Origin of the sequence: Streptomyces sp. V2I9, from assembly GCF_030817475.1 — a bacterium.
Lineage (GTDB): Bacteria > Actinomycetota > Actinomycetes > Streptomycetales > Streptomycetaceae > Streptomyces.
The window spans coordinates 5,172,703-5,196,043 of the sequence record NZ_JAUSZJ010000002.1; the positions used below are offsets into that span (position 1 = coordinate 5,172,703).

Here is a 23,341-nt window from a genome sequence, read left to right on the forward strand (position 1 = left end):
ACCCCCGCACCCGGTCCGGGCGGGCTCGCGTGTGCGGGGGCGCGCCCCTGCGGTGCGGGGCGTAATCGGCTGTCGGGCGGGGGAGCGGCCTGGAAGGCTGACGCCATGGATTCGACTCCCGCCGTACAGGTCGCACACACCTCCGATCTCACCCCCGCCGAACTCGCCCGCATCCGCGACCTGCTCGACGCCGCCTTCGAGGGGGACTTCGTCGACGACGACTGGGACCACTCCCTCGGCGGCGTGCACGCCCTGATCCGCGACGAGTACGGCCGCCCGGTCGCCCACGGCTGCGTCGTCCAGCGCCGGGTCCGGCACGCGGACCGCTCCTACCGGGCCGGCTACGTCGAAGCCGTCGCCGTCCGCGCGGACCGCCGCCGGGAGGGACTGGGCCACCGGGTGATGGAGGCGCTGGAGCGCGTCATCGACACGGCCTACGACTTCGGGGCCCTGTCCGCGTCCGACGCCGGGGCGGCGCTCTACACCGCGCGCGGCTGGCAGGTGTGGCCGGGCCGGCTGGGGGCCCTCGGCCCCGCAGGACCCGTCGCGCTGCCCGAGGAGGAAGGCAGCACCTATGTCCGCCCGACGGCCGGCCGGCCCCTGCCCGCCCCCGGCCACCCGCTCCACTTCGACTGGCGGGACGGCGACCTGCTGTGACGCCGTCCGGGCGGCACGGGCCCCCGGAACGAGCGCCCCATCCGGGCCCGTGACCCGTGGGGCCCTCCGGGGAGGTTTTCCTTCCACCCCTGTGACCTGCTACGACGTGGCACTCGTCTCAGATAGTAGGAAGTCCGACTAACTGTGGAGACAGGACGGCCCGACTGTCCTACCGTGGTAGGAGCCGAACGCATCGCTCGATCGAGCGATGGGTGGATGCGGGCGCACGCCCTGAAGCAGGCAACCCCTGCCGCGTACGCTCCCCGCCCCTTCCGGCGCCTCGAAATCCGATCCCGGCCCCGGCACCGCACCGCGATGTGCGGCCCGTCCTCCGGCATCCACGCGATCCGCGATCTCAGGGAGTCGATCCATCATGGCCAACGTCACCGCCCGCCGCGTCCGTCACGCCTCCCGTCAGGCCGAGGCCGAGCGCAAGAACGCCGCCGCCGCCCTCCAGCGCGCCCTGGACCGCCGTGACAACGGCGGCTCGACCGGCCACTGAGCCGAGCACCGTCCCCCGGACGGGCAGGGTCCGACGCACCTCGCCGCGTGTCCCCTGCCCGCGCCCGGCCATCCGCGTACCCGGCCGGCCGATCACCCGCGCACCCGGACCCGCTCACCCGCTCCCTCCCGCACACTGCCCACCCGTACCCCGAACACGCATGCGTTCGTCCGCATGGTGGACATCGGATGTCATGGGGTGGGACGCACCGTTAGGCTTCCGGCATGTCTCGCAGCATCGATCTCGCAGTGATCCCCGGTGACGGAATCGGCCAGGAAGTCGTGGCCCAGGGCCTCAAGGTCCTCAACGCTGTCCTCCCGCAGGATGTGAAGCTGGAGACCAAGGAGTACGACCTCGGCGCCCAGCGCTGGCACCGCACCGGCGACACCCTCCCGGACGCGGAACTGGAGGCCCTCAAGGGCCACGACGCCATCCTGCTCGGCGCGATCGGCGACCCGTCCGTGCCGTCCGGCGTCCTGGAGCGCGGGCTGCTGCTGAAGCTGCGTTTCGCCTTCGACCACTTCATCAACCTGCGGCCCTCCAAGCTCTTCCCGAACACCGCGACCCCGCTCGCCGGCCGCCCCGACATCGATTTCGTCGTCGTCCGCGAGGGCACCGAAGGCCCCTACACCGGCAACGGCGGCTCGCTGCGCACCGGCACCCCCGCCGAGGTCGCCACCGAGGTCAGCGTCAACACGGCGTACGGCGTCGAGCGTGTGGTCCGGGACGCCTTCGAGCGCGCGGCCGCCCGCCCGCGCAAGAAGCTGACGCTGGTCCACAAGAACAACGTCCTCGTCTACGCCGGCCACCTGTGGAAGAACACCTTCGACCGGGTTGCCGCCGAGTACCCGCAGGTCAGCACCGACTACCTGCACGTCGACGCCGCGACGATCTTCTTCGTCACCCAGCCGGAGCGCTTCGACGTCATCGTCACCGACAACCTCTTCGGCGACATCCTCACCGACCTGGCCGCCGCCGTCACCGGTGGTATCGGCCTGGCGGCGTCCGGCAACATCAATCCGACGGGCGCGTTCCCGTCGATGTTCGAGCCGGTCCACGGCTCCGCCCCCGACATCGCGGGGCAGGGCAAGGCCGACCCGACCGCCACGGTCCTCTCCGTCGCCCTCCTGCTGCGCCACCTCGGCTACGAGACCGAGGCCGCGCGCATCGAGGACGCCGTCTCCGCCGACCTCGCGGAGCGCGACGGGGCCGCCACGCGGACGACCGACGAGATCGGCGACGCCCTCGCGGTACGCGTAGCGAGCTGACCCGACGACTCCCCTTCGAAGCCGCCGGGTCGCATCAGCGCCCGGCGGCTTCACCTGTGCGGCCCCCGGGTGCCACCATCGACCTCCGGACCGCATTCACACCATTTCGTGCACGGCCCCCCGCAAGCGATAATCGAACGCGGGGCCGTGGCTCGCGGTGAAGCTCGGACGTCCTAGGACCTGACCGGAAAGCGTCGGGCCGAGACGGTGTGAGCGCGGTCCATCACACACAAGACCGGTGAAGGACACGCACTCATGACGACGCCCACGATCGAGCTCAAGCCCTCCTCGAACCCGCTGTCCGACGCGGAGCGCGAGGCGATCCTGGCCAATCCGGGATTCGGCCGGTACTTCACCGACCACATGGTGACCATCCGCTGGACCGAGGGACGCGGCTGGCACGACGCCCAGCTCGTCCCCTACGGCCCGCTGTCGCTGGACCCGGCCAACATGACCCTGCACTACGCGCAGGAGATCTTCGAAGGACTGAAGGCGTACCGCCAGCCCGACGGTTCGGTCGCCTCCTTCCGCCCCGACGCCAACGCCCGCCGCTTCCAGCGCTCGGCCGCCCGGCTCGCCATGCCGGAGCTGCCCGTCGAGACGTTCATCGCGGCGTGCGACGCGCTGGTGCAGCAGGACAAGGCGTGGGTCCCGGCCCACGGGGGCGAGGAGTCCCTCTACCTGCGCCCCTTCATGATCGCGGCCGAGGTCGGCCTCGGCGTGAAGCCGGCCAACGAGTACCTCTTCCTGGTCATCGCCTCGCCCGCCGGCGCCTACTTCCCCGGCGGCGTGAAGCCGGTCTCCATCTGGCTCTCGGAGAACCGCGTCCGCGCCGTCCCCGGCGGCATGGGCGACGCCAAGACCGGCGGCAACTACGCCGCGTCCCCTCCTCGCGCAGGCCGAGGCCGCCGAACACGGCTGCGCCCAGGTCGCCTACCTCGACGCGGTCGAGCACAAGTGGGTCGAGGAGCTCGGCGGCATGAACCTCTACTTCGTGTACGCCCGGGAGGACGGCTCGAAGAAGATCGTCACCCCGTCCCTCACGGGCTCGCTGCTCGCCGGCGTCACCCGCGACTCCCTCCTCAAGGTCGCCCGCGACCTGGGTTACGGCTCCGAGGAGGGCCGGGTCTCCATCGACCAGTGGCGCGAGGACACGGCGAACGGCAGCCTCGTCGAGGTGTTCGCCTGCGGCACCGCCGCCGTCATCACCCCCGTCGGCCTGGTGAAGTCCGAGGGCGGCGAGTGGACCCAGAGCGGTGGCGAGCCCGGCGAGGTCACCATGAAGCTGCGGGAGCGCCTCCTCGACATCCAGCGCGGCGTCGTCGAGGACACCCACGGCTGGATGCACCCGCTCGGCTAGCGGGTCCGCGTCCCCCGCCCGTCCGTCAGGGCCCGCCTGCTCCGGCACGCGGGCCCCGACGGCGTCCGGCGGCCGTTGCGGAGGGGCCGTCCGCCGTGGATGCGACCAGCGTCACGACCGCATCCTGAGACACCGCCGTCACGGAGCGCACGCTGTGCCAGACTTCTGCCGTGTCCTCGTTCGTCATGATTATTGGCAGCAGGCGCGCCGGTCCGCAGTGACCGCCCCGTACCACCCCGTACGGTGCGGCCACCGTGCCCCAGACCCGCGCGCAGACCTCTCGCACCCGCGAGGGGTTTTTTGTTTTCCGGTCCCCATCCGGGCCGGGACGGCGCGCGCGGGATGATCGGGGGCAAGTGGAGCTCGATCGTCCGGATCCACTCATCCGACAGGAGTCAGACCAGCATGACCACCAAGGCCACGGCCACCGACGACGGTTTCCATGTCTTCGACACCACACTGCGCGACGGTGCTCAGCGTGAGGGCATCAACCTGACGGTCGCCGACAAGCTGACCATCGCCCGTCATCTGGACGACTTCGGTGTGGGGTACATCGAGGGCGGCTGGCCGGGGGCCAACCCGCGCGACACCGAGTTCTTCGCCCGCGCCCAGCAGGAGATCACGTTCGAGAACGCCCAGCTCGTGGCGTTCGGCGCGACCCGCAGGGCCGGCGGCAGCGCGGCCGACGACCCCCAGGTGCAGGCGCTCCTGACCTCCGGCGCCCCGGTGATCACCCTGGTGGCCAAGTCCCACGACCGTCATGTGGAGCTGGCTCTGCGCACCACGCTGGAGGAGAACCTGGAGATGGTCCGCGACACCGTCTCCCACCTGCGCGAGCAGGGTCGCCGGGTCTTCGTGGACTGCGAGCACTTCTTCGACGGACACCACGCCAACGCCGAGTACGCCGAGGCCGTGGTCCGCACCGCCCACGAGGCCGGCGCCGAGGTCGTCATCCTCTGCGACACCAACGGCGGCATGCTCCCCGCGCGCATCCAGGCCGTCGTCTCCACCGTCATCGCGGCCACCGGCGCCCGGCTCGGCATCCACGCCCAGGACGACACCGGGTGCGCCGTCGCCAACACCCTGGCCGCCGTGGACGCGGGCGCCACCCACGTGCAGTGCACCGCCAACGGGTACGGAGAGCGGGTCGGCAACGCCAACCTCTTCCCCGTCGTCGCCGCCCTGGAACTGAAGTACGGCATGAAGGTGCTGCCCGAGGGCGCGCTGGCCGAGATGACCCGCATCTCGCACGCCATCGCCGAGGTCGTCAACCTCACGCCCTCCACGCACCAGCCGTACGTGGGCGTCTCGGCCTTCGCGCACAAGGCCGGGCTGCACGCCTCCGCGATCAAGATCGACCCCGACCTCTACCAGCACATCGACCCGGAGCTGGTCGGCAACACCATGCGGATGCTGGTCTCCGACATGGCGGGCCGCGCCTCCATCGAGCTGAAGGGCAAGGAGCTCGGCATCGACCTCGGCGACGACCGCGCCCTGGTCGGCCGGGTCGTGGAGCGGGTCAAGGAGCGCGAACTCCAGGGCTACACCTACGAGGCCGCGGACGCCTCCTTCGAACTGCTGCTGCGCGGCGAGGTCGAGGGCCGGGCCCGCCGCTACTTCCGTACCGAGTCCTGGCGGGCGATCGTCGAGGACCGCCCGGACGGCACCCACGCCAACGAGGCCACCGTGAAGCTCTGGGCCAAGGGCGAACGGATCGTCGCTACCGCCGAGGGCAACGGCCCGGTCAACGCCCTGGACCGCGCCCTGCGGGTCGCCCTGGAGCGGATCTACCCGCAGCTCGCCAAGTTGGAGCTGATCGACTACAAGGTCCGCATCCTGGAAGGGCGTACCGGCACCGAGTCCACCACCCGCGTCCTCATCACCACGGGCGACGGAACCGGCGACTGGGCGACCGTGGGCGTCGCCGAGAACGTCATCGCCGCCTCCTGGCAGGCGCTGGAGGACGCGTACACCTACGGACTGCTGCGCGCGGGCGTCGAGCCCACCGAGTAGCCCCGCCGGGACCGACGTTCCGCGAGCCGCCGCCCCGCCTCGGGTGGCGGCTCGCGCGCGTTCAAGAGGTGAACGCGCAACGCCCGTCGCCTGCACGGGAGATGAGGTGGAGTCAATCTCGGTGTGAAGTATTGACGGCACCGAATCGGCGCGGTTGACTCCAGCCGCAACGTCGGCACCGGTTCCGGAGCCGGTGCCGAAGGCCGTCCCCGGCCGCCGCGCGGTCCACGGGCGGCGTGCGCGCAGGGCTGCCGTCGGGGCCGCTCCGCCGGACCGCCGAGGGGCGGCGTCGCGTACGCGTCCGGCTACGGTGAGCGGTCGGATGCCGCCGCGGCCGACCCCCGGACCCGCCCGCCCGAGGGCGGCGCGCGGCGGTGCCGTGACACGGTCCGCCCCGCTCCCTCACGTGATGCGCCACCACTCCAGCCCCGTCGCACCGTCCGACCCGCCGACCCCGAGAAGAGAGCGCTCTCAACGATGCTCCGCACCCCGCACCTCCGCCCCCGCAAGGGCAGAAGCAGACCCGCGACCGCCGCCATCGCCGCCGCTGCCGTCCTGGCCACCCTGCTCGCCGGATCGGCCACCGGACCCGCCGCGGCGGCCGCCGACGAACCCGCCCCCGTCCTGGTCGACCGCTTCGAGGGTGAGGTCCCGCTCGGCGCACAGCCGCCCGCCGACGCGATCTTCACCTGGGGCGGCGACGCGGACGACCACCCGAAGCTGAAGCTGACCGAACGCGCCGACGCCCCCGAGGGCGAGCGGGTCCTCGAAGGTTCCTACGACATCAGCGCGTACGGCGGGTTCAGCCACGAGTTCGCCGTGGACACCCCGCCGCGGAACTGGACCGCCCACCAGGGCATCCGCTTCTGGTGGTACGGCCGGAACACCGCGCCCCTGCCGCCCGGTTCCGGCAAGCGGGTCAACTTCGAGATCAAGGACGGCGGCGCGAACGGCGGCGCGTCCGAGCTGTGGACCACCTCGTTCACCGACGACTGGGAGGGGTGGCACCTCGTCGAGATCCCCTTCGCGGACTTCGTCTACCGGGCCGACTACCAGCCCGTCGGCGGCATCGACCAGGTCCTCGGCCTGAACGAGATGTGGGGCTACGCCGTCACCCTGCCCGGCGGCGCCCCCGGCGCGTTCGCCATGGACGCCGTCGAGCTCTACGGCAAGGCGGACCCGGCGCTCACCGCGAGCCTCGTCACCGACACGGCGGTTCGCACGGTGAAGAACGGCGACAGCGCCGACCTCGCACTCTCCGTCGCCACCACCGGGTCCGCCCCCATCGAGGAGCCCGTCACCGTCACATACGCCACGAAGGGCGGCACGGCCGAGGCGGGCACGGACTACACCCCGGTCACCGGCAGCCACACCTTCCCCGCCGGCACCCCCTCCGGGACCAGCCACAAGGTCACCGTCCGCACGGCGAGAGCGGCGAAGCCGTCCGAGGCGCGGACCATCCCGCTGGAGCTGACCGTCACCGGCGCGAAGGCCCCGAGGGAGAACCCGCAGGTCGTCATCGACGCCCACGGACTCCCGTACCAGAACGCCGAACTGCCCGTGAAACGGCGCGTGGCGGATCTGCTGGGTCGGATGTCCCCGGCGGAGAAGGCCGGTCAGATGACCCAGGCCGAGCGCAACGCGCTGCGCGCCCCCGGTGACATCGCCGCCTACGACCTCGGCTCGCTGCTCTCCGGCGGCGGCTCGGTCCCCACCCCGAACACGGCCGCCGCCTGGGCCAGGATGGTCGATGCCTACCAGTTGCGCACCCGGGCCACCCGCTTCCAGATCCCGCTGATCTACGGCGTGGACGCGGTGCACGGCCACAACAACGTCGTCGGCGCGACGATCATGCCGCACAACATCGGCATCGGAGCGGGCCGCGACCCGAGGAGCGCCGAGAGGACCGGCGCGGTCACCGCCAAGGAGGTCCGCGCCACCGGCGTCCCGTGGGACTTCGCCCCCTGCGTCTGCGTCACCCGCGACGAACGCTGGGGCCGCTCCTACGAGGCGTTCGGCGAGGACCCGGCGCTGGTCGAGGCCATGGAGACGGTCATCCAGGGCATGCAGGGCAGCCCCTCCGGCAAGGACCTGCACCGCAACGACAAGGTGCTCGGCAGCGCCAAGCACTTCGTCGGGGACGGCGGCACCGCATACGGCTCCTCCACCACCGGCTCGTACACCATCGACCAGGGCGTCACCAAGGTGACCCGGAAGGAGCTGGAGGCCGTCCACCTCTCCCCGTTCGCGGAGTCGGTGAAGCGGGGTGTCGGCACGGTCATGCCGTCGTACTCCTCGCTCGACGTCATCGGTGACGACCAGGGCCCGGTGAAGATGCACGGCCACGGCGAGATGATCAACGGTGTCCTCAAGGACCGGATGGGCTTCGAAGGCTTCGTCATCAGCGACTGGCAGGCCATCGACCAGATCCCCGGCGACTACGCGAGCGACGTGCGCACGTCGGTCAACGCCGGACTCGACATGATCATGGTCCCGACCGCGTACCAGGACTTCACGAAGACGCTCAAGGACGAGGTCGCGGCCGGCCGGATCAGCCGGGCCAGGATCGATGACGCGGTCGCCCGCATCCTCACCCAGAAGTTCCGCCTCGGCCTCTTCGAGAAGCCGTACGCGGACACCACCCACCTCGGCGAGGTCGGCTCGGCCGCACACCGGGCGGTGGCCCGCGAAGCGGTCGCCAAGTCGCAGGTGCTGCTGAAGAACGGCGACCGGAACGGGGAGCCGGTACTGCCGCTGACGCCGGACCGGAAGGTGTATGTCGCCGGGTCCAACGCCGACGACATCGGCAACCAGGCGGGCGGCTGGACCATCAGCTGGCAGGGTTCCTCCGGGAAGACCACCACCGGCACCACGATCCTGGAGGGCATGAGGAAGGCGGCAGAGAGCCCCGAGGCCGTCACCTACTCCAAGGACGCCTCCGCCGCCACGGACGGCCACGACGTCGGCGTGGTCGTCGTGGGCGAGACCCCGTACGCCGAGGGCATCGGGGACGTCGGCAACGGCCACGACCTGGAGCTGACGGCCGCCGACAAGAAGGCGATCGACACGGTCTGCGCGGCCATGACGTGCGCCGTCCTCGTCGTCTCCGGCCGCCCGCAGCTCATCGGCGACCGGCTCGGGGAGATGGACGCGCTCGTGGCGTCCTGGCTGCCCGGCTCCGAGGGCGACGGCGTGGCCGACGTGCTCTACGGAAAGCGGCCCTTCACCGGTCAGTCCCCGGTGACCTGGCCGAGGACGGAGGCCCAGCTCCCGATCAACGTCGGGGACAAGGTCTACGACCCGCAGTTCCCCTACGGCTGGGGCCTGACCACCCTGAGGAAGCCTCCGGCCGGCGGTGAGCTCACGCTCGCCTCCCTCGCCGTGGCTGCCGGGGTCGCGGAGATGGCCGGGCTGGGGAAGACCCCGGCGGGGAAGGCGATCGTGGACCGGGCCAGGCTGCTGGTCCAGCAGAAGATCGGCGGCACCTTCACGCAGGCGGTCTCCCAGCCGTTCGCGGAGGCGGACCACCTGCTGCTCACCGGTGACCTGACCGGAGCGGTGGCCAAGCTGCGGACGGCGTACCGCGCCGCGTAGCCGCTGGTCCAGGCGCTCTCCGGGCGGGCGACGGCGTTCGTCGCCCGCCTGGAGTAGCGTGAAGTATGAGGAAAAGGCTCTTTCCCGCGCTGCTGGCGGGCCTGCTGCTCATCATCGCAGCGGCGGCTCTCGCCCTGACCTCCCCGGCGTCGGCCTCGGCGACCTCCCCGGCGTCGGCCTCGGCGACCTCCCCGGTGTCGGTCTCGGCCGCCCCCGCACCCGCCGGGACCGTCCAGGACGCCGCCCGCGCCCTGCGCGACGATCCGGTGTACGTGGACCCCGCGGCCCGCGACCAGCTCTCCACCGCCGACGAGAAGGCCCTGGAGAAGAAGATCACGGACGCCGGTAAACCGGTGTTCGTCGCCGTCCTCCCCGACACCCCCGCCTTCCCCGAGGACACCCTGCTGCGGACCCTGCGCAACGACACCGGGATCACCGGCGTCTACGCGGTCCGCCTGGGCGACGGCTTCGACGCGGGCGCGGACCCGCAGGTCATGCCCGTCCGGGCCGTCGACAACCTCACCGCCGCCGTGAAGGACCCGGCCACCGCCCGGAACACCGACGCCCAGCTGAACGCCTTCGTCGACCGCGCCGTCGAGCAGGCCCGCGGCTCCGCCCCCGCCTCCTGGTCGGGCGGCTCCGGCGCGGGCGACGGGTCCGGCGCACCGGTCGGCGGCCTCATCACCCTCGGCGCCCTCGTCGCGGCGGGCGGCGCCGGCGCGTACGCGATCTCCCGCCGGAACAAGCGCCGCAAGGAGGAAGAGGAGCGCGCCGCCCTCGACAAGCTCCGGGTCGTCGTGGACGAGGACATCACCGCGTACGGCGAGACGCTGGAACGCCTCGACTTCCACCCCGCCGAGAAGGGCGCGGACGACGCCATGCGCGCCGACTACGAACGGGCCCTGGACTCCTACGAGAGCGCCAGGACGAAGATGGACCGGGCCGCGCACCCCTCGGACGTGCGGGGCGTCACCCAGTCCCTGGAGGACGGCCGCTACTCCCTCGCGGTCCTGGAGGCCCGCCGTACCGGCGGCGAGATCCCGGCCCGCCGCCCGCCCTGCTTCTTCGACCCCCGGCACGGCCCCTCGGTCGCGGACGTCCGCTGGACCCCGCCGGGCGGCGCGCCCCGCGAGGTGCCGGTCTGTACCGCGGACGAAGCCCGCCTGGCCCGCGGCGAGGACCCCATGAGCCGCACGGTCGACGTGGGCGACGGCCGCCGCCGCCCCTACTGGGAGGCGGGCCCGGCGTACGGCCCCTGGGCCGGCGGCTACTTCGGCGGCGGCCTGCTCCCCGGCCTCCTGGTCGGCACCATGCTCGGCTCGATGCTCGCCACCCCGGCGTACGCCTCCGAGTACGGCGGCGGCGACTTCGGCGGAGGCGACGGCGCGGGCGGCGACTGGAGCGGCGGCGACTTCTCCGGCTCCGACTTCGACTCCTCCGGCTTCGGCGGAGGCGGCTTCGGCGACGGCGGAGGGTTCGGGGGCGGCGGCGGCTTCGACGGCGGGGGATTCTGAGCACCCCGGTGCCCGGGTCCGCCCACAGCGTCCGGTCGAGCGGTTTCGGCCCGGACGTCCGGCAGCACCGGCAGCCGCCCCCGCCGTGATCAGCGGAAGCCGCTCCGCCGTGCGCGCCCGGAGCCGCCCCGCCGTGCGCGCCCGACCGGGCCCGCACGGCGGGGCGGCCCGCTCAGCCGGTGGTGACCCGCAGCGTGCCCGACGCGGTGGTGTCCGCGCCCGAGCCGTCCGCCGGTGCGGCGGTCAGCCGCCAGGTGTACCCGCCCGCCGGGGCCGGATCGCCCGAGGCGTTCGTGCCGTCCCACGCGACCCGTACCGTGCCGCGCGTGTCCTCGCCCGTCCAGGTGCGGACGGTCTCCCCGGTCGAGCGGCGCACCAGCGTCACCTTCCAGGAGGCGGCCGGCTTGGACAGCCACCACGCGGCGTCCCATGTGCCCGTGGAGGTGGCGGGGACGGCGGAGTGGGTGACGCCCAGCGGGGAGACGGCCTGCTGCGGGGCGGTGGCGTGGACCGTGTCGTCGGCCCCGACCCACGCGAGCTTGCCCGCGTCCGCGTCCAGGGTCCAGGTGGTGCCGCGCCCGTCGCCCTGTGCGGGCGTCTTCAGACCCGTCACGGTGCCCAGGTCGCCGGTCGAGCCGTCGGGCCGGAGCGCGGTCAGACGCAGCTCGCCGGACGCCTCGCGCGCGGCGAGGAACCGGTCGCCCAGCAGGACGCCCGAGACCGGGGCGGGGTAGTCGCGGTGGGTCGCCGTGTCGTACACGCCCGCCGCGTCCACGGAGGGGCAGCTCCAGTACAGCAGGGTGCCGCTGCGCTGGAGTTCACGCGGAACGCAGTCGGTGCCGATGTCGTGGGTCCCGGTCACCGTGCCGGTGCGCGGGTTGACCACGTTGACCACACCCGGCTTGCTCGGGGCCGACTTGATCAGCCGGTCGCCGTCCAGCACCGCGCCCTGCGCCGGCTGGTCGCGGACGACGACGTCGCGGGCGGTGTCCACGACGTACTGCCGGCCGCCCGCCTCGTACAGCACGAACTCCGGCGCGGCGCCGAGGATACGGCCTCCCGTGCCCGGCAGGACCAGGGCCTCGGACGGCCGGTCCGGGTCGTCACCGGTGACCAGGGCGTCCTTGCCGGTGGCGGGGTCGGTGACCAGCCGGGCCAGCCCCTCGTCCGTACCGTCGGCGAACCGGCCCGCCGCGAGACCGGGGAAGTCGGCGAGCCGCGTGCCCTCCGCCGGGTCTAGGCCGGTCCCGACGCCCGTGCCGTGCAACGTGTCCTTGCCGACCAGGGAGTTGACGTACCGCAGCCGCCCCCGGTCCAGGCTCAGCGCGCCGATCGCGCCGTCCGCCGTCTTGACCTTCGGGACCTCGCGCATCACCAGGTCGAAGACGGTTCCGCTGCCGTCCTGGTGGAACGAGTGGATGGCCCGCTTGCCCTCGGCGTCCTTGCCCAGCGCCAGGACGCCCCCGTAGCCCTCGGCCCGGAGCTGGGCGAACTCCACCGTGGGCAGGAGCGTGCGCTCGGTGTCCGCCCCGGTGATGGGCGTGAGGCGCAGCGGGCCGCCCAGCCCCTCGTGCCAGACGATGTTGTCCTCCACCACGAACGTGGTGACCTCGCTGTCCGGGGACTGGGTGGCCAGCGGGACGACCTGCGGCGTGCCCGTGCCGCTGCGCGGCAGGACCCGGACCCCCTGACCGCCGCTGCCGTTGCGCGAGAACCAGCTGACGGTCATCTGGGTGATGCGGAAGCTGCTCGCGTCGCCGGTCACGGGCAGCGGCTTCACCCGGCCGTCGTACGCGGTCAGGATGCCGTAGCCCGGCGAGCCGTCCGCGAGGCGGTAGCCGATGAGGACCTCGCTGCCCTGCGCGCCGAGCACCACGGGCCGGGCGTCGGTGGTGGCCCCGGCGGGCAGCCGCACGACGGGGTCCGCCGACACGTCCCCGCCCCGGGGCACCCGCATCTCGTACGTCCCGTCGCCCTTGTCGACGGTGGCGATCGTCCAGCCGCCCGCGAAGCGGAGGTTGAGGTACTGGGCGGGCACCGTGGAAGTGCTGGTGAAGGCCGGGTCCTCGATGCCGATCCGGACGATGTCGGTCCCGCCGTCCGCCCGCGGCCGGGTGTAGATCGCCCGGTTGTGCTCGTCGTGGCCCCCCACGAGCTGCTCCTCCGGCACGTCCGCCAGCTCGGGGACGACCTTGGTCCGGCTGTTGTACGAGTTCGTCCAGAGGTAGTCGCCGCCGCCCTCGCGGTGCAGCGCCCCGTACCTGCCGGTGGCCAGGATCTTCTCGGGCCCCTCGCCGAAGGCGTCGGGCGCGGGGATCAGCACCTCCGCCGCCTCCGCCTTCCCGGCGGCGTGCGCGGTGGTGGGCAGCGCCGTGGCGAGTCCCGCCGCGAGCACCACCGCGACCGCCGCCGCTCCCGTGGCCCGTCCGCTGCGCCGGTGGTGGACGCGGCTGTTCGTGTACAGGTGTCGGGACACCTGACCCCCCTTGTCAGTTGACCGATGTCGCACATCTGCGATGCGAACGTGATCAACCTTATTCGTATGTGAGGGAGTTGTGGCCGGAAAATGCGCAAGCGGTGAGGTGGGGCGGGATGGCTACCTCCAGGCGGCCCACCAGGCGGCCACCCCGCCGAGGACGATCAGCGCGCACATCACCGCGTTGCTGCGCCGGTAGTCCACGAGGACCGCGGTGAACTCGCGGAGCGTCGCGTTGGGCCAGAAGTACGCGGCCGTGGGCGAACCCACCACCTGCCCCCGGATGCGGACCCGCCGGGCGGTGAGCGCGGCGCGGAAGGCGTGGTAGTTGTTCGTGACGACGACGCACCGGTAGTCGGGCTCGGCCTCCTCCATGATCGCCTTGCTGAACCGCAGGTTCTCCTCGGTGTTCCGCGACCGGTCCTCCCGCTCGACGAGGTGGGCCGGAAAGCCCTGCGCGATCAGGTGGTCGGCCATGGCGTGGGACTCCGGCAGATCCTCGTCGGGCCCCTGCCCGCCGGAGGCGATGAGCACGGGGGACCCGCCGCGCCGGGAGAGCCGCGCGTGGACCTCGCGCCCCCGCTCCAGCCGGCTCGCCAGCAGCGGCGGCACGGTGGAGCCGTTGATCAGCCCCGACCCCAGTACCACCACGAAGTCGGCCTTGCGGCGCACCCGCAGCCGCCCGTACAGGAACGCGTAGCAGACGAAGCACAGGAACAGGAACGAGAAGTACACCGCCAGCCCGCCCGCCGCCGTCGCCGCACCGATCAGGAGCGGCGTCCGCACGGTGGCGGCGGTGGCCAGCAGCGCGATGACGGCGATGATCGCCAGTGCCGCCAGCAGGGAGAGCAGGTTGGACGGGCTCCTGCCCTCCTTGCGCAGCATGCGTACGCCGTTGAGGAACAGGAAGCACGTCAGCACGAGCACGGCCACCGCCCCCGGGCCGAACAGCGACCAGAGCACGAGGGGCGTGGAGACGGAGTCGGAGGCGACCAGGCGGTACAGCAGACCGGCCGCCGCGCAGAGCACGGCCAGCCCGAGGACGACGGCGTTGCTGAACTTGCGGCGCTCACGCAGCACGCTCACGCAGAAGACGAGGAAGAGGAGCGCCGCCGGGACGTAGACCACCATGGGCCCAGACTAGGCAGCGCGCCGCCCCGTCCCGACGCCGCCTCCCCCTACGGTGACCTGCGGCGGAGCCCCGTGGCCGGGGCCCGCGACGGGAAGCCGCCACGGCGATGCGCGAGCGGAGCGTGCCCTTTGCGGGTTCCACCCGTTGAACCCGGCATGAAGAAGCGAAGCGTACTCGCCGCCGTCACCCTCGCCACCGGAGCGGTCATCGCCGCCATCGCCCCGCACCCGGGCGGCGGCGACACCGCCCACGCCGCCGAACCGGCCGTCTCGCTGGGGGCGCTGGACGACGTCGGCGACCTCGGCAAGCTGGTCGAGGGCGCGGCGGGGGCCACCACCTCCACCGCCGGCACGGTCACCAGCACCGTGGAAGGCGCCAAGCTCAGCTGAAGCGGCTGGGAAGCGGTTGGGAAGCGACGGGGGCGGCCGCAAGGCCGCCCCTGTCCGCGTTCCCGCACCGGCTCCGGTCGGCGATCAGGCCAGGAAATCGATCCGCGGACAGGTGTCCGTTCCGGCGGCGGCCCGGTACACCGGCCAGGCCAGCGCCAGGTCCTGCCAGGGCAGCCCCACGGGGGCGTAGACGGTGACCTGGTCACTGCTCCCGCGTCCGGCCCGCTCGCCGCGCAGCACCTGTCCGAGCGTGCCGTGCGCGGCGTCCGCGCCCAGCCCGGTGTTGCCGAGCGCCCCCATGGCGACGGCGAGTTCGACGTCGTCCACCACGGTGAGGGCGCTCCGCAGGGCATCGGCGGTGAGTTCGGCCTTGCCGGGCTCGTCGGCGCCGAGCGTGGTGATGTGCATGCCGGGCCGCAGGTCGGACGCGTCGAGCAACGGGTTCCGCGCCCAGGTGGCCAGGACGACGATGTCCCCGCGCGCGGCGGCGTCGCGCGGATCGGCGTCCGTCCCGACCGGGACGCCCAGCAGGCGTGCGTGCTCCGCGGCGAACGCGGCAGCCCGCTCCGGGTCGGTGTCGCACACCGTCAGCGCGGTCAGCTCGCGGAGCCGGGCGAGCCCGCGCAGGACCATCCGGGCCTGCGCGCCCGCCCCGACGACACTCACGGAACCGGCCCGGTCGGCGGCGAGTTCGTGCGTCGCCACCGCCGCCGCCAGCCCGGTACGCCACGCCGTGACCGTCGCCGAGTCGAGGACGGCCAGCAGCTCCCCGTCCGCCAGGCCGTGCAGGCAGACGAGCCCGCGCAGCGCGGGAGCCGCGCCGGGGAACTTCGCGTTGACCTTCACCGTGTAGGCCGGAACCCCGTCGATCGCTCCGGGCAGCAGCGCCGTCGCGGTACCCGGTCCGGGAAGGTCCGTGCGCACCCGCAGCGCCCGGACACCGTCCGCACCCGGCGCGAGGAAGCCCGAGCGCAGCCCGGCCATCACGGCGTCGGGGTCGAGCAGCCCGGTGATCTGGGAACGCGTCAGCAGCAGGGTCACCCGGCCACTCTGCCGGTAGGGCGCTGACGTGGGCAAACGCCCGCCGGGGTCTCCTCGGTCACCCGCCCACGTCCCAGCGACCGGAACCGGGCGCGTTTCCAGCCGCAGCCGCAGCCGCAGCCGTCGCGGCAGCGGCAGCCGCAGCCGTCGCGTTGTCCCGGCCGATCCGGGGGTAGCGTCCTGGGCATGGACTCTCGTACCACTGTCGAGCGCGCTCAGCGCCTCAAGAAGCTGCACGCCGACCACAAGCCGCTCGTGCTCCCCACCGTCTGGGACGCCTGGTCCGCGCGCACGGCGGTCGCCGCCGGGTTCCCCGCGCTGACGATCGGCAGCCACCCCCTCGCGGACTCGCGGGGAGCCGAGGACCAGGAGGGCCAGACCTTCGAGGAGGTGCTGGCCGCCGTCCGGCCGATCATCGCCGCCGTCGACGTCCCCGTATCCGTGGACCTGGAGGCCGGTTACGGGCAGAAGCCCGCCGACCTGATCGCCGGTCTCATCGAGGCCGGCGGTGTCGGCCTCAACGTCGAGGACACCGTCCACTCCGAAGGCGGACGCGTACGCACCACCCAGGAGCACGCCGCCTACATCGCGGGTCTGCGCGCGGCGGCCGACGACGCGGGTGTCCCGGTCTGGATCAACGGACGCACCGACCTCTTCGCGCACGCCCAGGACCCCGCCGCCGTCCTCGACGAGGCGATCGAACGCCTGCGGGCCCTGGAGCAGGCCGGCGCGGACAGCGTCTACCCGGTGAAGATCCAGGACAACGACGAGCTGCTCACGGCGGTCACGGCCGCCGTCTCCGTACCCGTCAACTCCACGGCCCACCCGGTCAAGCACGACCTGGAGCGGTTCCGCCGTCTCGGCGTCGGCCGGATCACCTACGGCCCGCTGCTCCAGATGGCGCTGACCGACACGATGAAGGACATGCTCGGCCCCTGGGCCCCGTAAGCGGGTCCGCGCCTCCGCGCGGCGCGTTCCCGACCGGACCCGACCGATCCGGGTCCGGAACGGTCGGGTCCGGCACCCTGGTCCCTTCCTACGGTGAACGGGCAAGGGAAGGGACCAGGAGTTGCTGGAACGGCTGAACGACGCGATGGACCACATCGAGGCCCATCTCGGTGAGCGCATCGACGCGGCGGACCTCGCCCGCATCGCGCGGACCTCGGAGCACCACTTCCGCCGGATGTTCTCCGCCCTCGCGGGCCTCCCGCCGGCGGAGTACATCCGACGCCGCCGCATGACGGTCGCGGGTGCCGAGGTCCTCGCCGCCCCCGACCGCACGCTGCTGGAGGTGGCGGTGCGGTACGGGTACGACACGGGGGAGGGCTTCGCCCGCGCCTTCCGGGCCGTGCACGGCATCGGCCCCGGCGAGGCGCGGCGCACGGGCGCGGTTCTGCGGTCCCAGCAACGGCTGACCTTCCGACTCGTCGTCGAAGGGAGTACGGCCATGCGGTACAGGCTGGTGGAGAAGGACGCGTTCCACGTGGTGGGGAAGCGGGCCCGCGTCCCGCTCATCCACGAAGGGCCGAATCCGGCCATCGCGGAGTTCATCCGGGGGATCGGCCGGGAGGAGCTGGACCGCATCGCGGCCCTCTCGGACCAGGAACCGTCGGGTCTCGTCGGGGTGAGCGACCAGCTCGACCCGAGCCGCGCGGAGGGCACCGAACTCGACTACTACCACGGCGTGGTGAGCGGCGCGGAGCCCCCGGACGACCTGGACGCCCTCGCCGTACCGGCGGGGACGTGGGCGGTCTTCCAGAGCGAAGGGGAGTTCCCGCAGGCCCTCCAGTACCTCTGGCGGGACGTCTTCACCCAGTGGTTCCCGTCGAACCCGTACGCCTCCCGGCCCGGCCCCGAGATCCTGCGGGTGCGGCTGACGGAGGAGGGGAAGCGGGCGGAGGCGGAGCTGTGGATTCCGGTGGAACGGTCGCCCGAGAGCTGACGGTGCGGCGGTGGCATGGGCGTTACGCCGACATACGCGGCACGACAGAGGTTTACGGCCACGGGGCATATGCGATGCCCTATTGGTCCAGACCTATTGTGCGGGCGTGTTCCGCTCGCTAGCTTTCTCCTGGCGGCGCGCGCTGTCCGGTTCGGCTCTGACCATTCACTGATGCTCAGTCATCTGCGTTGACGGAAGAGGGAGTTACCGACATGCACAGACGTATTGCCGCGCTCGCGGTGACGGTGGCGACGGCCGGCGCGATGCTGCTCGGCACCGCTTCGACGGCCTCCGCGACGGGCCCAGGCTTCTATCTCCGCAGCCACCACAGCAGCCTGGCGGAATGCCAGGCGGTCGGGAACGCCGGTGCGGACAACGCCCTCTGGAGCCGCGTCTTCATCTGCAACCCGTATGCGGGCAAGCCGGGCGTGTACGAGCTGTGGGTGCGCTACTGAGGTAGCGGGCGGACGGCGCACCGCCCCGCTTCCGGCCGCGGCGGTGGCCGGAAGCGGGGCGGTGCCGGTTGCTCAGAGGGCGGCGCTGCTGCCCCGGACGAAGGCGCTCCAGGTGGCGGGCTCCACGGTGAGGACAGGGCCCTCGGTCACCTTGGAGTCGCGGACGTGGACGGCGGCGGGGTGCGCGGCGACCTCGACGCAGGCTCCGCCGTCACCGTTGCTGTAGCTGGACTTGCGCCAGTGGTAGGCGACTTCGATGCAGTCCCCGCCGTCACCGTTGCTGTAGCTCGACTTGAACCAGTGGAGGGCGACGGGACCGGGGCCGGGGTGTGCTGCGCGGGACATGTTTCTCCAAGCAGTGCGTCAAGCAGTGCGTCCAGTAGCCGGGTGCTCTTCTCGATGGTGAGCGCCTGGGTACGCAGCATCCCATACCTCTGCATCAGTGCGCTGACGTCGGCGGCCTCGTCGTACAGCTCTCCACGTAGCTGTCCGTCCACGTAGGCGAGTCCGTCGTGGTCGGGCGTTTCCAGTAGAACGAGAGGCCCTGCGAGACCGGCGTGCTGAGCGGTCTTCCGGGGCATGAACTGGATGGTGACGAAGGGCAGATCCATGCAGCGCCGCAGATGCAGGAGCTGCTCCAGCATCACCACGGGGTCCCCCATCTGGGCGTGCAGGATGCTCTCCTCCAGGATGAAGTGGAGGAGGGGTCGGGGCTTGCGCTCCAGGATCTTCTGACGGTCCAGACGGTCCGTCACCCGCTGCTCGATCTCCTCCTCACCCAGCGGTGGGTAGTTACAGCCGAAGATGAAGCGCGCATACGCCTCGGTCTGGAGCAGTCCCGGAATGAGCTGGGACTCGTACCAGAGCAGGCTCACCGCCTCCTGCTCGTACTGCACGAAGTCCTTGACCAGCGCCTGGTACCGCTCCTTCCGTGGAATGCCCTCCACCGCGACCCTCAACGCGCCCTTGGTGTCGAGCAGTTCGTCGAGCGTGGTCGCCAGGTCCGGTTGAAGGGCCCGCCGTCCCTGCTCGATCGAGGAGATGGTGTCCTCGCCCACCCTGGCCTGTTCGGCGAGGACGGCCTGTGTCAGTCCGGCGAGCCTGCGGAAGTGACGGAGCTGCGCCCCGACCAACTGCCATGAGGTAACTCGCCTGGTGCCGCTCTGCTTTCCCGGTTGCATGGTCTGGCTATCCCCGATCGACGCCGCTGTCCACCCGTCAGAGCTCGTACAAACGCGTTTGTACGCCCCGACGCTCTGCTGGAGCTTAGTTACACCGTGTGAGCGTGGGGGCATGAACGAGACAACCCAACTCTCCTACTTCCGGGCCGCCTTCTACTGCCGTGAGCGCAGGTCGATCCCTGTCGTACGCAAGTTCGCGCGCAAGGCGCTGGTCGAGTGGGAGTGCGAGCAGCGGGCCGACGATGTGCTGCTCTGTGTGACCGAGCTGGCGACCAATGCGCTCCGGCACGGGGTGCCGCCGGGGCGCGGCTTCAAGGTCCACATCCATCTGGAGCGGGTGGAGGGCACCATCCGTCTGGAACTGCACGACAGCGGTGACGGCGAGGTGTGTGCGGTGGAGGTCCCGCCGGGGCCGGAGGACGAGGGCGGGCGCGGGCTGCTGCTGGTCGAGGCGCTGGCGGACCGGTGGGGGGTCGGGGAGCGGAACCCCGGCAAGATCGTGTGGTGCGAGTTCAGCATCGTGTGAGTTGCTGTTCCAGCAAGGATCTTTGTCGTTTCGGCCTCCTGGGCGCACTCTTCCGTCATCGAGCGAAGGCGGGCGGAGGCGGGCGTAGGCGCTCCGCGGCCCGGTGGCGAAGGAGGAACGACATGAAGCGGCAGCGGTACGACGTGGTGATCGTGGGCGGCGGCGCGGCCGGTCTGAGCGGGGCGCTGGCCCTGGCGCGGGCCCGGCGCTCCGTCCTGGTGATCGACGCGGGTGAACCCCGTAACGCCCCCGCCTCCCACGTGCACAACTACCTGGGCCGCGAGTCCACCCCGCCCGGCGAGCTGCTGGCGATCGGCCGGGCCGAGGCCGCCGGGTACGGGGCGGAGATCGTCGAGGGCCGGGTGGCGTCGGCCGAGCGGCTGTCCGGGGACGGGGAGCGGGGCTTCCGGGTGGTGACGGAGGCCGGTCGGAGCGTCGAGGCGCGGCGGCTGCTGGTCACGACGGGCCTCGTGGACGAGCTGCCACCCGTGCCGGGGTTGGCGGAGCGGTGGGGGCGCGAGGTGCTGCACTGCCCGTACTGCCACGGCCACGAGGTGGCGGACCGCCCGATCGGGGTGCTCGCCACCGGGCCGCTCGCCGTGCACCAGGCACTGATGTGGCGGCAGTGGAGCGACGACGTGACGCTCTTCCTCCACAGGGCCCCCGCGCTCTCGGCCGCAGAGTACGAGGAGCTGGCGGCGCGGGGCGTGGCGGTCGTGGACGGCGAGGTGGCCGGGCTGGAGGTCGCGGACGACCGGTTCACCGGCGTACGGCTGGCGTCCGGGCGGGTGGTCCCGCGCGAGGCGCTGGTTGTGCAGGCCCGGTTCACCGCCCGGTCGGCGGTGCTGGAGTCGCTGGGGCTGAAGCCGGTGGCGCAGGAGATGGCCGGGACGGTGATCGGCACGTACATCCCGACCGACCCGACCGGTGCGACGGAGGCCCCCGGCGTCTGGGCGGCCGGCAACGTCACCCGCCTCACCGAACAGGTGATCGGCGCGGCGGCGGCCGGACTCATGGCGGCGGGCGCGGTCAACGGCGACCTGATCGCCGAGGACACCCGATTGGCGGTGGCGGCACGGCGGGCGTGAACCCGCTCGGCCGGGAGCCGTCCGGCTCGGTGGGCGGGTTGTGCGGCGTGGCCGGCGAGGGCCCGTACGGCGTAACGCGGACCGGTGAAGGAGGGGCCGCAGGGGTGAGGGCCGTAGCCCGGCGGATGTGTGAGTTCCGGTTGAGGGGATACGCGGAAGGTCCCCGGCGTCACGAGGGCGCCGGGCCCCAGCAACGCAAAGGGAGACTTCCGTGGGCATCATCGCCTGGATCCTCATCGGCCTGTTCGCGGGGCTCATCGCCAAGGCGCTGATGCCCGGCAAGGACCCCGGGGGCTGCATCATCACGATCATCATCGGCATCGTGGGCGGTCTGCTGGGCGGCTGGCTCGGCAAGGTGATCTTCGGCGTCGACTCGATCGACGGCTTCTTCAGCCTGTCCACGTGGATCGCCGCCATCGTGGGCTCGGTGATCGTCCTGCTCATCTACCGGATGATCGCGGGCCGGCGCGTCCGCTGACCCGGCCTTCCCGCCGGGCTCCGGGACCGCGCGGCCGATGGGCCGGGGCACCGAAGATTCGACGGGTCGATTCATCCGGTTCTGCCTACATTGGCAGAGGTCAGTAGAGCAGCCGCAGCAGGGGCCGACGCCGACACGTCCGCGGAAGACGAACCAGAGGAAGCGACGACATGACCGACACCTCGCGCAAGCCGACCACCTCCGACTCCGGTGCCCCGGTGGAGAGCGACGAGCATTCACTCACCGTCGGCCCGGGCGGGCCGATCCTGCTCCAGGACTCGTACCTGATCGAGCAGATGGCCCAGTTCAACCGCGAACGCATCCCCGAACGCCAGCCGCATGCCAAGGGAAGCGGGGCGTTCGGGACGTTCGAGGTGACCGCGGACGTGTCCGCGTACACGAAGGCGGCGCTCTTCCAGCCGGGCGTCACGACCGACCTGGTCGCCCGGTTCTCCACCGTGGCGGGGGAGCGGGGCAGCCCGGACACCTGGCGCGACCCGCGCGGCTTCGCGCTGAAGTTCTACACCAGCGAAGGCAACTACGACATGGTGGGCAACAACACCCCCGTGTTCTTCGTGAAGGACCCGATGAAGTTCCAGCACTTCATCCGGTCCCAGAAGCGCCGCGCGGACAACAACCTCCGCGACCACGACATGCAGTGGGACTTCTGGACGCTCTCGCCGGAGTCGGCCCACCAGGTCACCTGGCTGATGGGCGACCGGGGCATCCCGCGCACCTGGCGCCACATGAACGGCTACACCTCGCACACGTACATGTGGCTCAACGCCGAGGGCAAGAAGTTCTGGGTCAAGTACCACTTCAAGACCGACCAGGGCATCGAGACGTTCACGCAGCACGAGGCCGACCAGATGGCCGCCGCGGACACGGATTACCACACGCGGGACCTGTTCGAGCACATCCGGGACGGTGACTTCCCGAGCTGGACGCTGAAGGTCCAGATCATGCCGTACGAGGACGCCAAGGACTACCGGTTCAACCCGTTCGACCTGACCAAGGTGTGGCCGCACGGCGACTACCCGCTGATCGAGGTCGGCCGGATGACGCTGGACCGCAACCCCACGGACAACCACGCCGAGATCGAGCAGGCGGCGTTCCAGCCGAACAACCTGGTCCCCGGCATCGGCCCGAGCCCGGACCGAATGCTGCTGGCGCGGCTGTTCAGCTACGCGGACTCGCACCGCTACCGCATCGGCGGCAACTACCAGCAGCTGCCCGTCAACGCCCCCGTCGTCCCGGTGCACACGTACTCCAAGGACGGGGCAATGGCGTACCGCAAGACCACCGACCCGGTCTACGCCCCGAACTCCAAGGGCGGCCCGGCGGCGGACCCGGCGCTCTTCGGGCCCCATCCGAGCTGGTACGCGGACGGCGACATCATCCGGGCGGCCTACGTGGACCACGCGGAGGACGACGACTGGGGCCAGGCGGGCACGATGGTCCGCGAGGTCCTGGACGACGCGGCGCGCGACCGGCTGGTGGACAACGTGGTCGGCCACCTCCTCAACGGGGTGACCGAGCCGGTCCTCAAGCGGGCGTTCCAGTACTGGACGAACATCGACGCCACGATCGGCAAGCGCATCGAACAGGGCGTCCGCGCGAAGGCCGGCGAGAAGGACCCGAAGGCCGCCGAACAGGCCAACCCGGCGCGCAGCTCCATGCAGCGCAAGGCGTAGCGGCCCGGTCGGACGTACGACACCGGCCCGT

General features: G+C 72.1%; 18 protein-coding genes and 2 pseudogenes. 15 read left to right on the forward strand and 5 right to left on the reverse strand.

What is annotated here, in order from left to right:
* Positions 1-105 precede the first annotated feature (105 nt).
* The 7 genes and pseudogenes from QFZ71_RS22765 (at position 106) to QFZ71_RS22795 (ending at position 10,908) form a co-directional block, all read left to right on the forward strand.
* Positions 106-657, forward strand: a complete 552-nt coding sequence (locus tag QFZ71_RS22765; protein WP_307670018.1) for a GNAT family N-acetyltransferase — start codon at positions 106-108, stop codon at positions 655-657.
* A gap of 373 nt (positions 658-1,030) precedes the next feature.
* Entirely contained in the window at positions 1,031-1,159 is a 129-nt protein-coding gene (locus tag QFZ71_RS22770) for a hypothetical protein (RefSeq protein WP_307670019.1), read from the forward strand.
* A 224-nt stretch (positions 1,160-1,383) separates the two neighbouring features.
* Entirely contained in the window at positions 1,384-2,427 is a 1,044-nt protein-coding gene (locus QFZ71_RS22775; protein ID WP_307670020.1) for a 3-isopropylmalate dehydrogenase, read from the forward strand.
* Between the two features lie 255 nt (positions 2,428-2,682).
* Positions 2,683-3,787 (forward strand): annotated as a pseudogene (locus QFZ71_RS22780) (branched-chain amino acid aminotransferase).
* A 405-nt stretch (positions 3,788-4,192) separates the two neighbouring features.
* Positions 4,193-5,800 (forward strand): citramalate synthase, encoded by a 1,608-nt coding sequence (cimA, locus tag QFZ71_RS22785; protein ID WP_307670021.1) that lies wholly within the window; start codon positions 4,193-4,195, stop codon positions 5,798-5,800.
* Positions 5,801-6,277: 477 nt separating this feature from the next.
* Positions 6,278-9,394: a glycoside hydrolase family 3 N-terminal domain-containing protein gene (locus QFZ71_RS22790; protein ID WP_307670022.1), complete on the forward strand. Its 3,117-nt coding sequence runs from the start codon at positions 6,278-6,280 to the stop codon at positions 9,392-9,394.
* Between the two features lie 65 nt (positions 9,395-9,459).
* Complete coding sequence (locus QFZ71_RS22795) at positions 9,460-10,908, forward strand: hypothetical protein (protein ID WP_307670023.1); 1,449 nt, start codon at positions 9,460-9,462, stop codon at positions 10,906-10,908.
* A gap of 172 nt (positions 10,909-11,080) precedes the next feature.
* Here QFZ71_RS22795 and QFZ71_RS22800 read toward each other — a convergent pair whose 3' ends face one another.
* Both QFZ71_RS22800 and QFZ71_RS22805 read right to left on the reverse strand, forming a co-directional pair.
* Positions 11,081-13,384 carry a FlgD immunoglobulin-like domain containing protein gene (locus QFZ71_RS22800; protein ID WP_307670024.1) on the reverse strand — a complete coding sequence of 768 codons (2,304 nt, stop codon included), beginning with the start codon at positions 13,382-13,384 and terminating at the stop codon, positions 11,081-11,083.
* A 120-nt stretch (positions 13,385-13,504) separates the two neighbouring features.
* Positions 13,505-14,515: a YdcF family protein gene (locus QFZ71_RS22805; protein WP_307670025.1), complete on the reverse strand. Its 1,011-nt coding sequence runs from the start codon at positions 14,513-14,515 to the stop codon at positions 13,505-13,507.
* 156 nt (positions 14,516-14,671) lie between these two features.
* Here QFZ71_RS22805 and QFZ71_RS22810 point away from each other — a divergent pair, with 156 nt between their 5' ends.
* Positions 14,672-14,905, forward strand: a complete 234-nt coding sequence (locus QFZ71_RS22810; protein ID WP_307670026.1) for a hypothetical protein — start codon at positions 14,672-14,674, stop codon at positions 14,903-14,905.
* Positions 14,906-14,989: 84 nt separating this feature from the next.
* Here the strand turns inward: QFZ71_RS22810 and QFZ71_RS22815 are convergent, their stop codons facing one another.
* The gene (locus QFZ71_RS22815) at positions 14,990-15,946 is read right to left on the reverse strand and encodes an ornithine cyclodeaminase family protein (protein WP_307670027.1); all 957 of its coding nucleotides are present in this window, start codon (positions 15,944-15,946) and stop codon (positions 14,990-14,992) included.
* Between the two features lie 186 nt (positions 15,947-16,132).
* On the opposite strand from QFZ71_RS22815, the gene QFZ71_RS22820 reads away from it, so the two are divergent.
* The 3 genes from QFZ71_RS22820 to QFZ71_RS22830 all read left to right on the forward strand — a co-directional run bounded on the left by QFZ71_RS22820 (position 16,133) and on the right by QFZ71_RS22830 (position 18,343).
* Positions 16,133-16,894 (forward strand): isocitrate lyase/phosphoenolpyruvate mutase family protein, encoded by a 762-nt coding sequence (locus tag QFZ71_RS22820; protein WP_307670028.1) that lies wholly within the window; start codon positions 16,133-16,135, stop codon positions 16,892-16,894.
* Between the two features lie 121 nt (positions 16,895-17,015).
* On the forward strand, positions 17,016-17,888 hold the full coding sequence (locus QFZ71_RS22825) for an AraC family transcriptional regulator (protein ID WP_307670029.1): 873 nt from the start codon (positions 17,016-17,018) through the stop codon (positions 17,886-17,888).
* Positions 17,889-18,100: 212 nt separating this feature from the next.
* Positions 18,101-18,343, forward strand: coding sequence for a hypothetical protein (locus QFZ71_RS22830; RefSeq protein WP_307670030.1), 243 nt, complete (start codon positions 18,101-18,103; stop codon positions 18,341-18,343).
* A 72-nt stretch (positions 18,344-18,415) separates the two neighbouring features.
* On the opposite strand, the gene QFZ71_RS22835 is transcribed toward QFZ71_RS22830, so the two are convergent.
* Entirely contained in the window at positions 18,416-18,688 is a 273-nt protein-coding gene (locus QFZ71_RS22835) for a DUF397 domain-containing protein (protein WP_307670031.1), read from the reverse strand.
* A 41-nt stretch (positions 18,689-18,729) separates the two neighbouring features.
* A pseudogene (locus QFZ71_RS22840) lies at positions 18,730-19,638 on the reverse strand (helix-turn-helix domain-containing protein); the annotation flags it as partial.
* Between QFZ71_RS22840 and QFZ71_RS22845 the strand changes: the two are divergent.
* The 4 genes from QFZ71_RS22845 to QFZ71_RS22860 all read left to right on the forward strand — a co-directional run bounded on the left by QFZ71_RS22845 (position 19,637) and on the right by QFZ71_RS22860 (position 23,310).
* Entirely contained in the window at positions 19,637-20,050 is a 414-nt protein-coding gene (locus QFZ71_RS22845; RefSeq protein ID WP_307670032.1) for an ATP-binding protein, read from the forward strand. The pseudogene QFZ71_RS22840 and the gene QFZ71_RS22845 sit on opposite strands and share 2 nt — an antisense overlap.
* 122 nt (positions 20,051-20,172) lie before the next feature.
* Positions 20,173-21,138, forward strand: coding sequence for an NAD(P)/FAD-dependent oxidoreductase (locus tag QFZ71_RS22850; protein WP_307670033.1), 966 nt, complete (start codon positions 20,173-20,175; stop codon positions 21,136-21,138).
* 211 nt (positions 21,139-21,349) lie between these two features.
* The gene (locus QFZ71_RS22855; RefSeq protein ID WP_307670034.1) at positions 21,350-21,616 is read left to right on the forward strand and encodes a GlsB/YeaQ/YmgE family stress response membrane protein; all 267 of its coding nucleotides are present in this window, start codon (positions 21,350-21,352) and stop codon (positions 21,614-21,616) included.
* A gap of 170 nt (positions 21,617-21,786) precedes the next feature.
* On the forward strand, positions 21,787-23,310 hold the full coding sequence (locus QFZ71_RS22860) for a catalase (protein WP_307670035.1): 1,524 nt from the start codon (positions 21,787-21,789) through the stop codon (positions 23,308-23,310).
* Positions 23,311-23,341 lie beyond the last annotated feature (31 nt).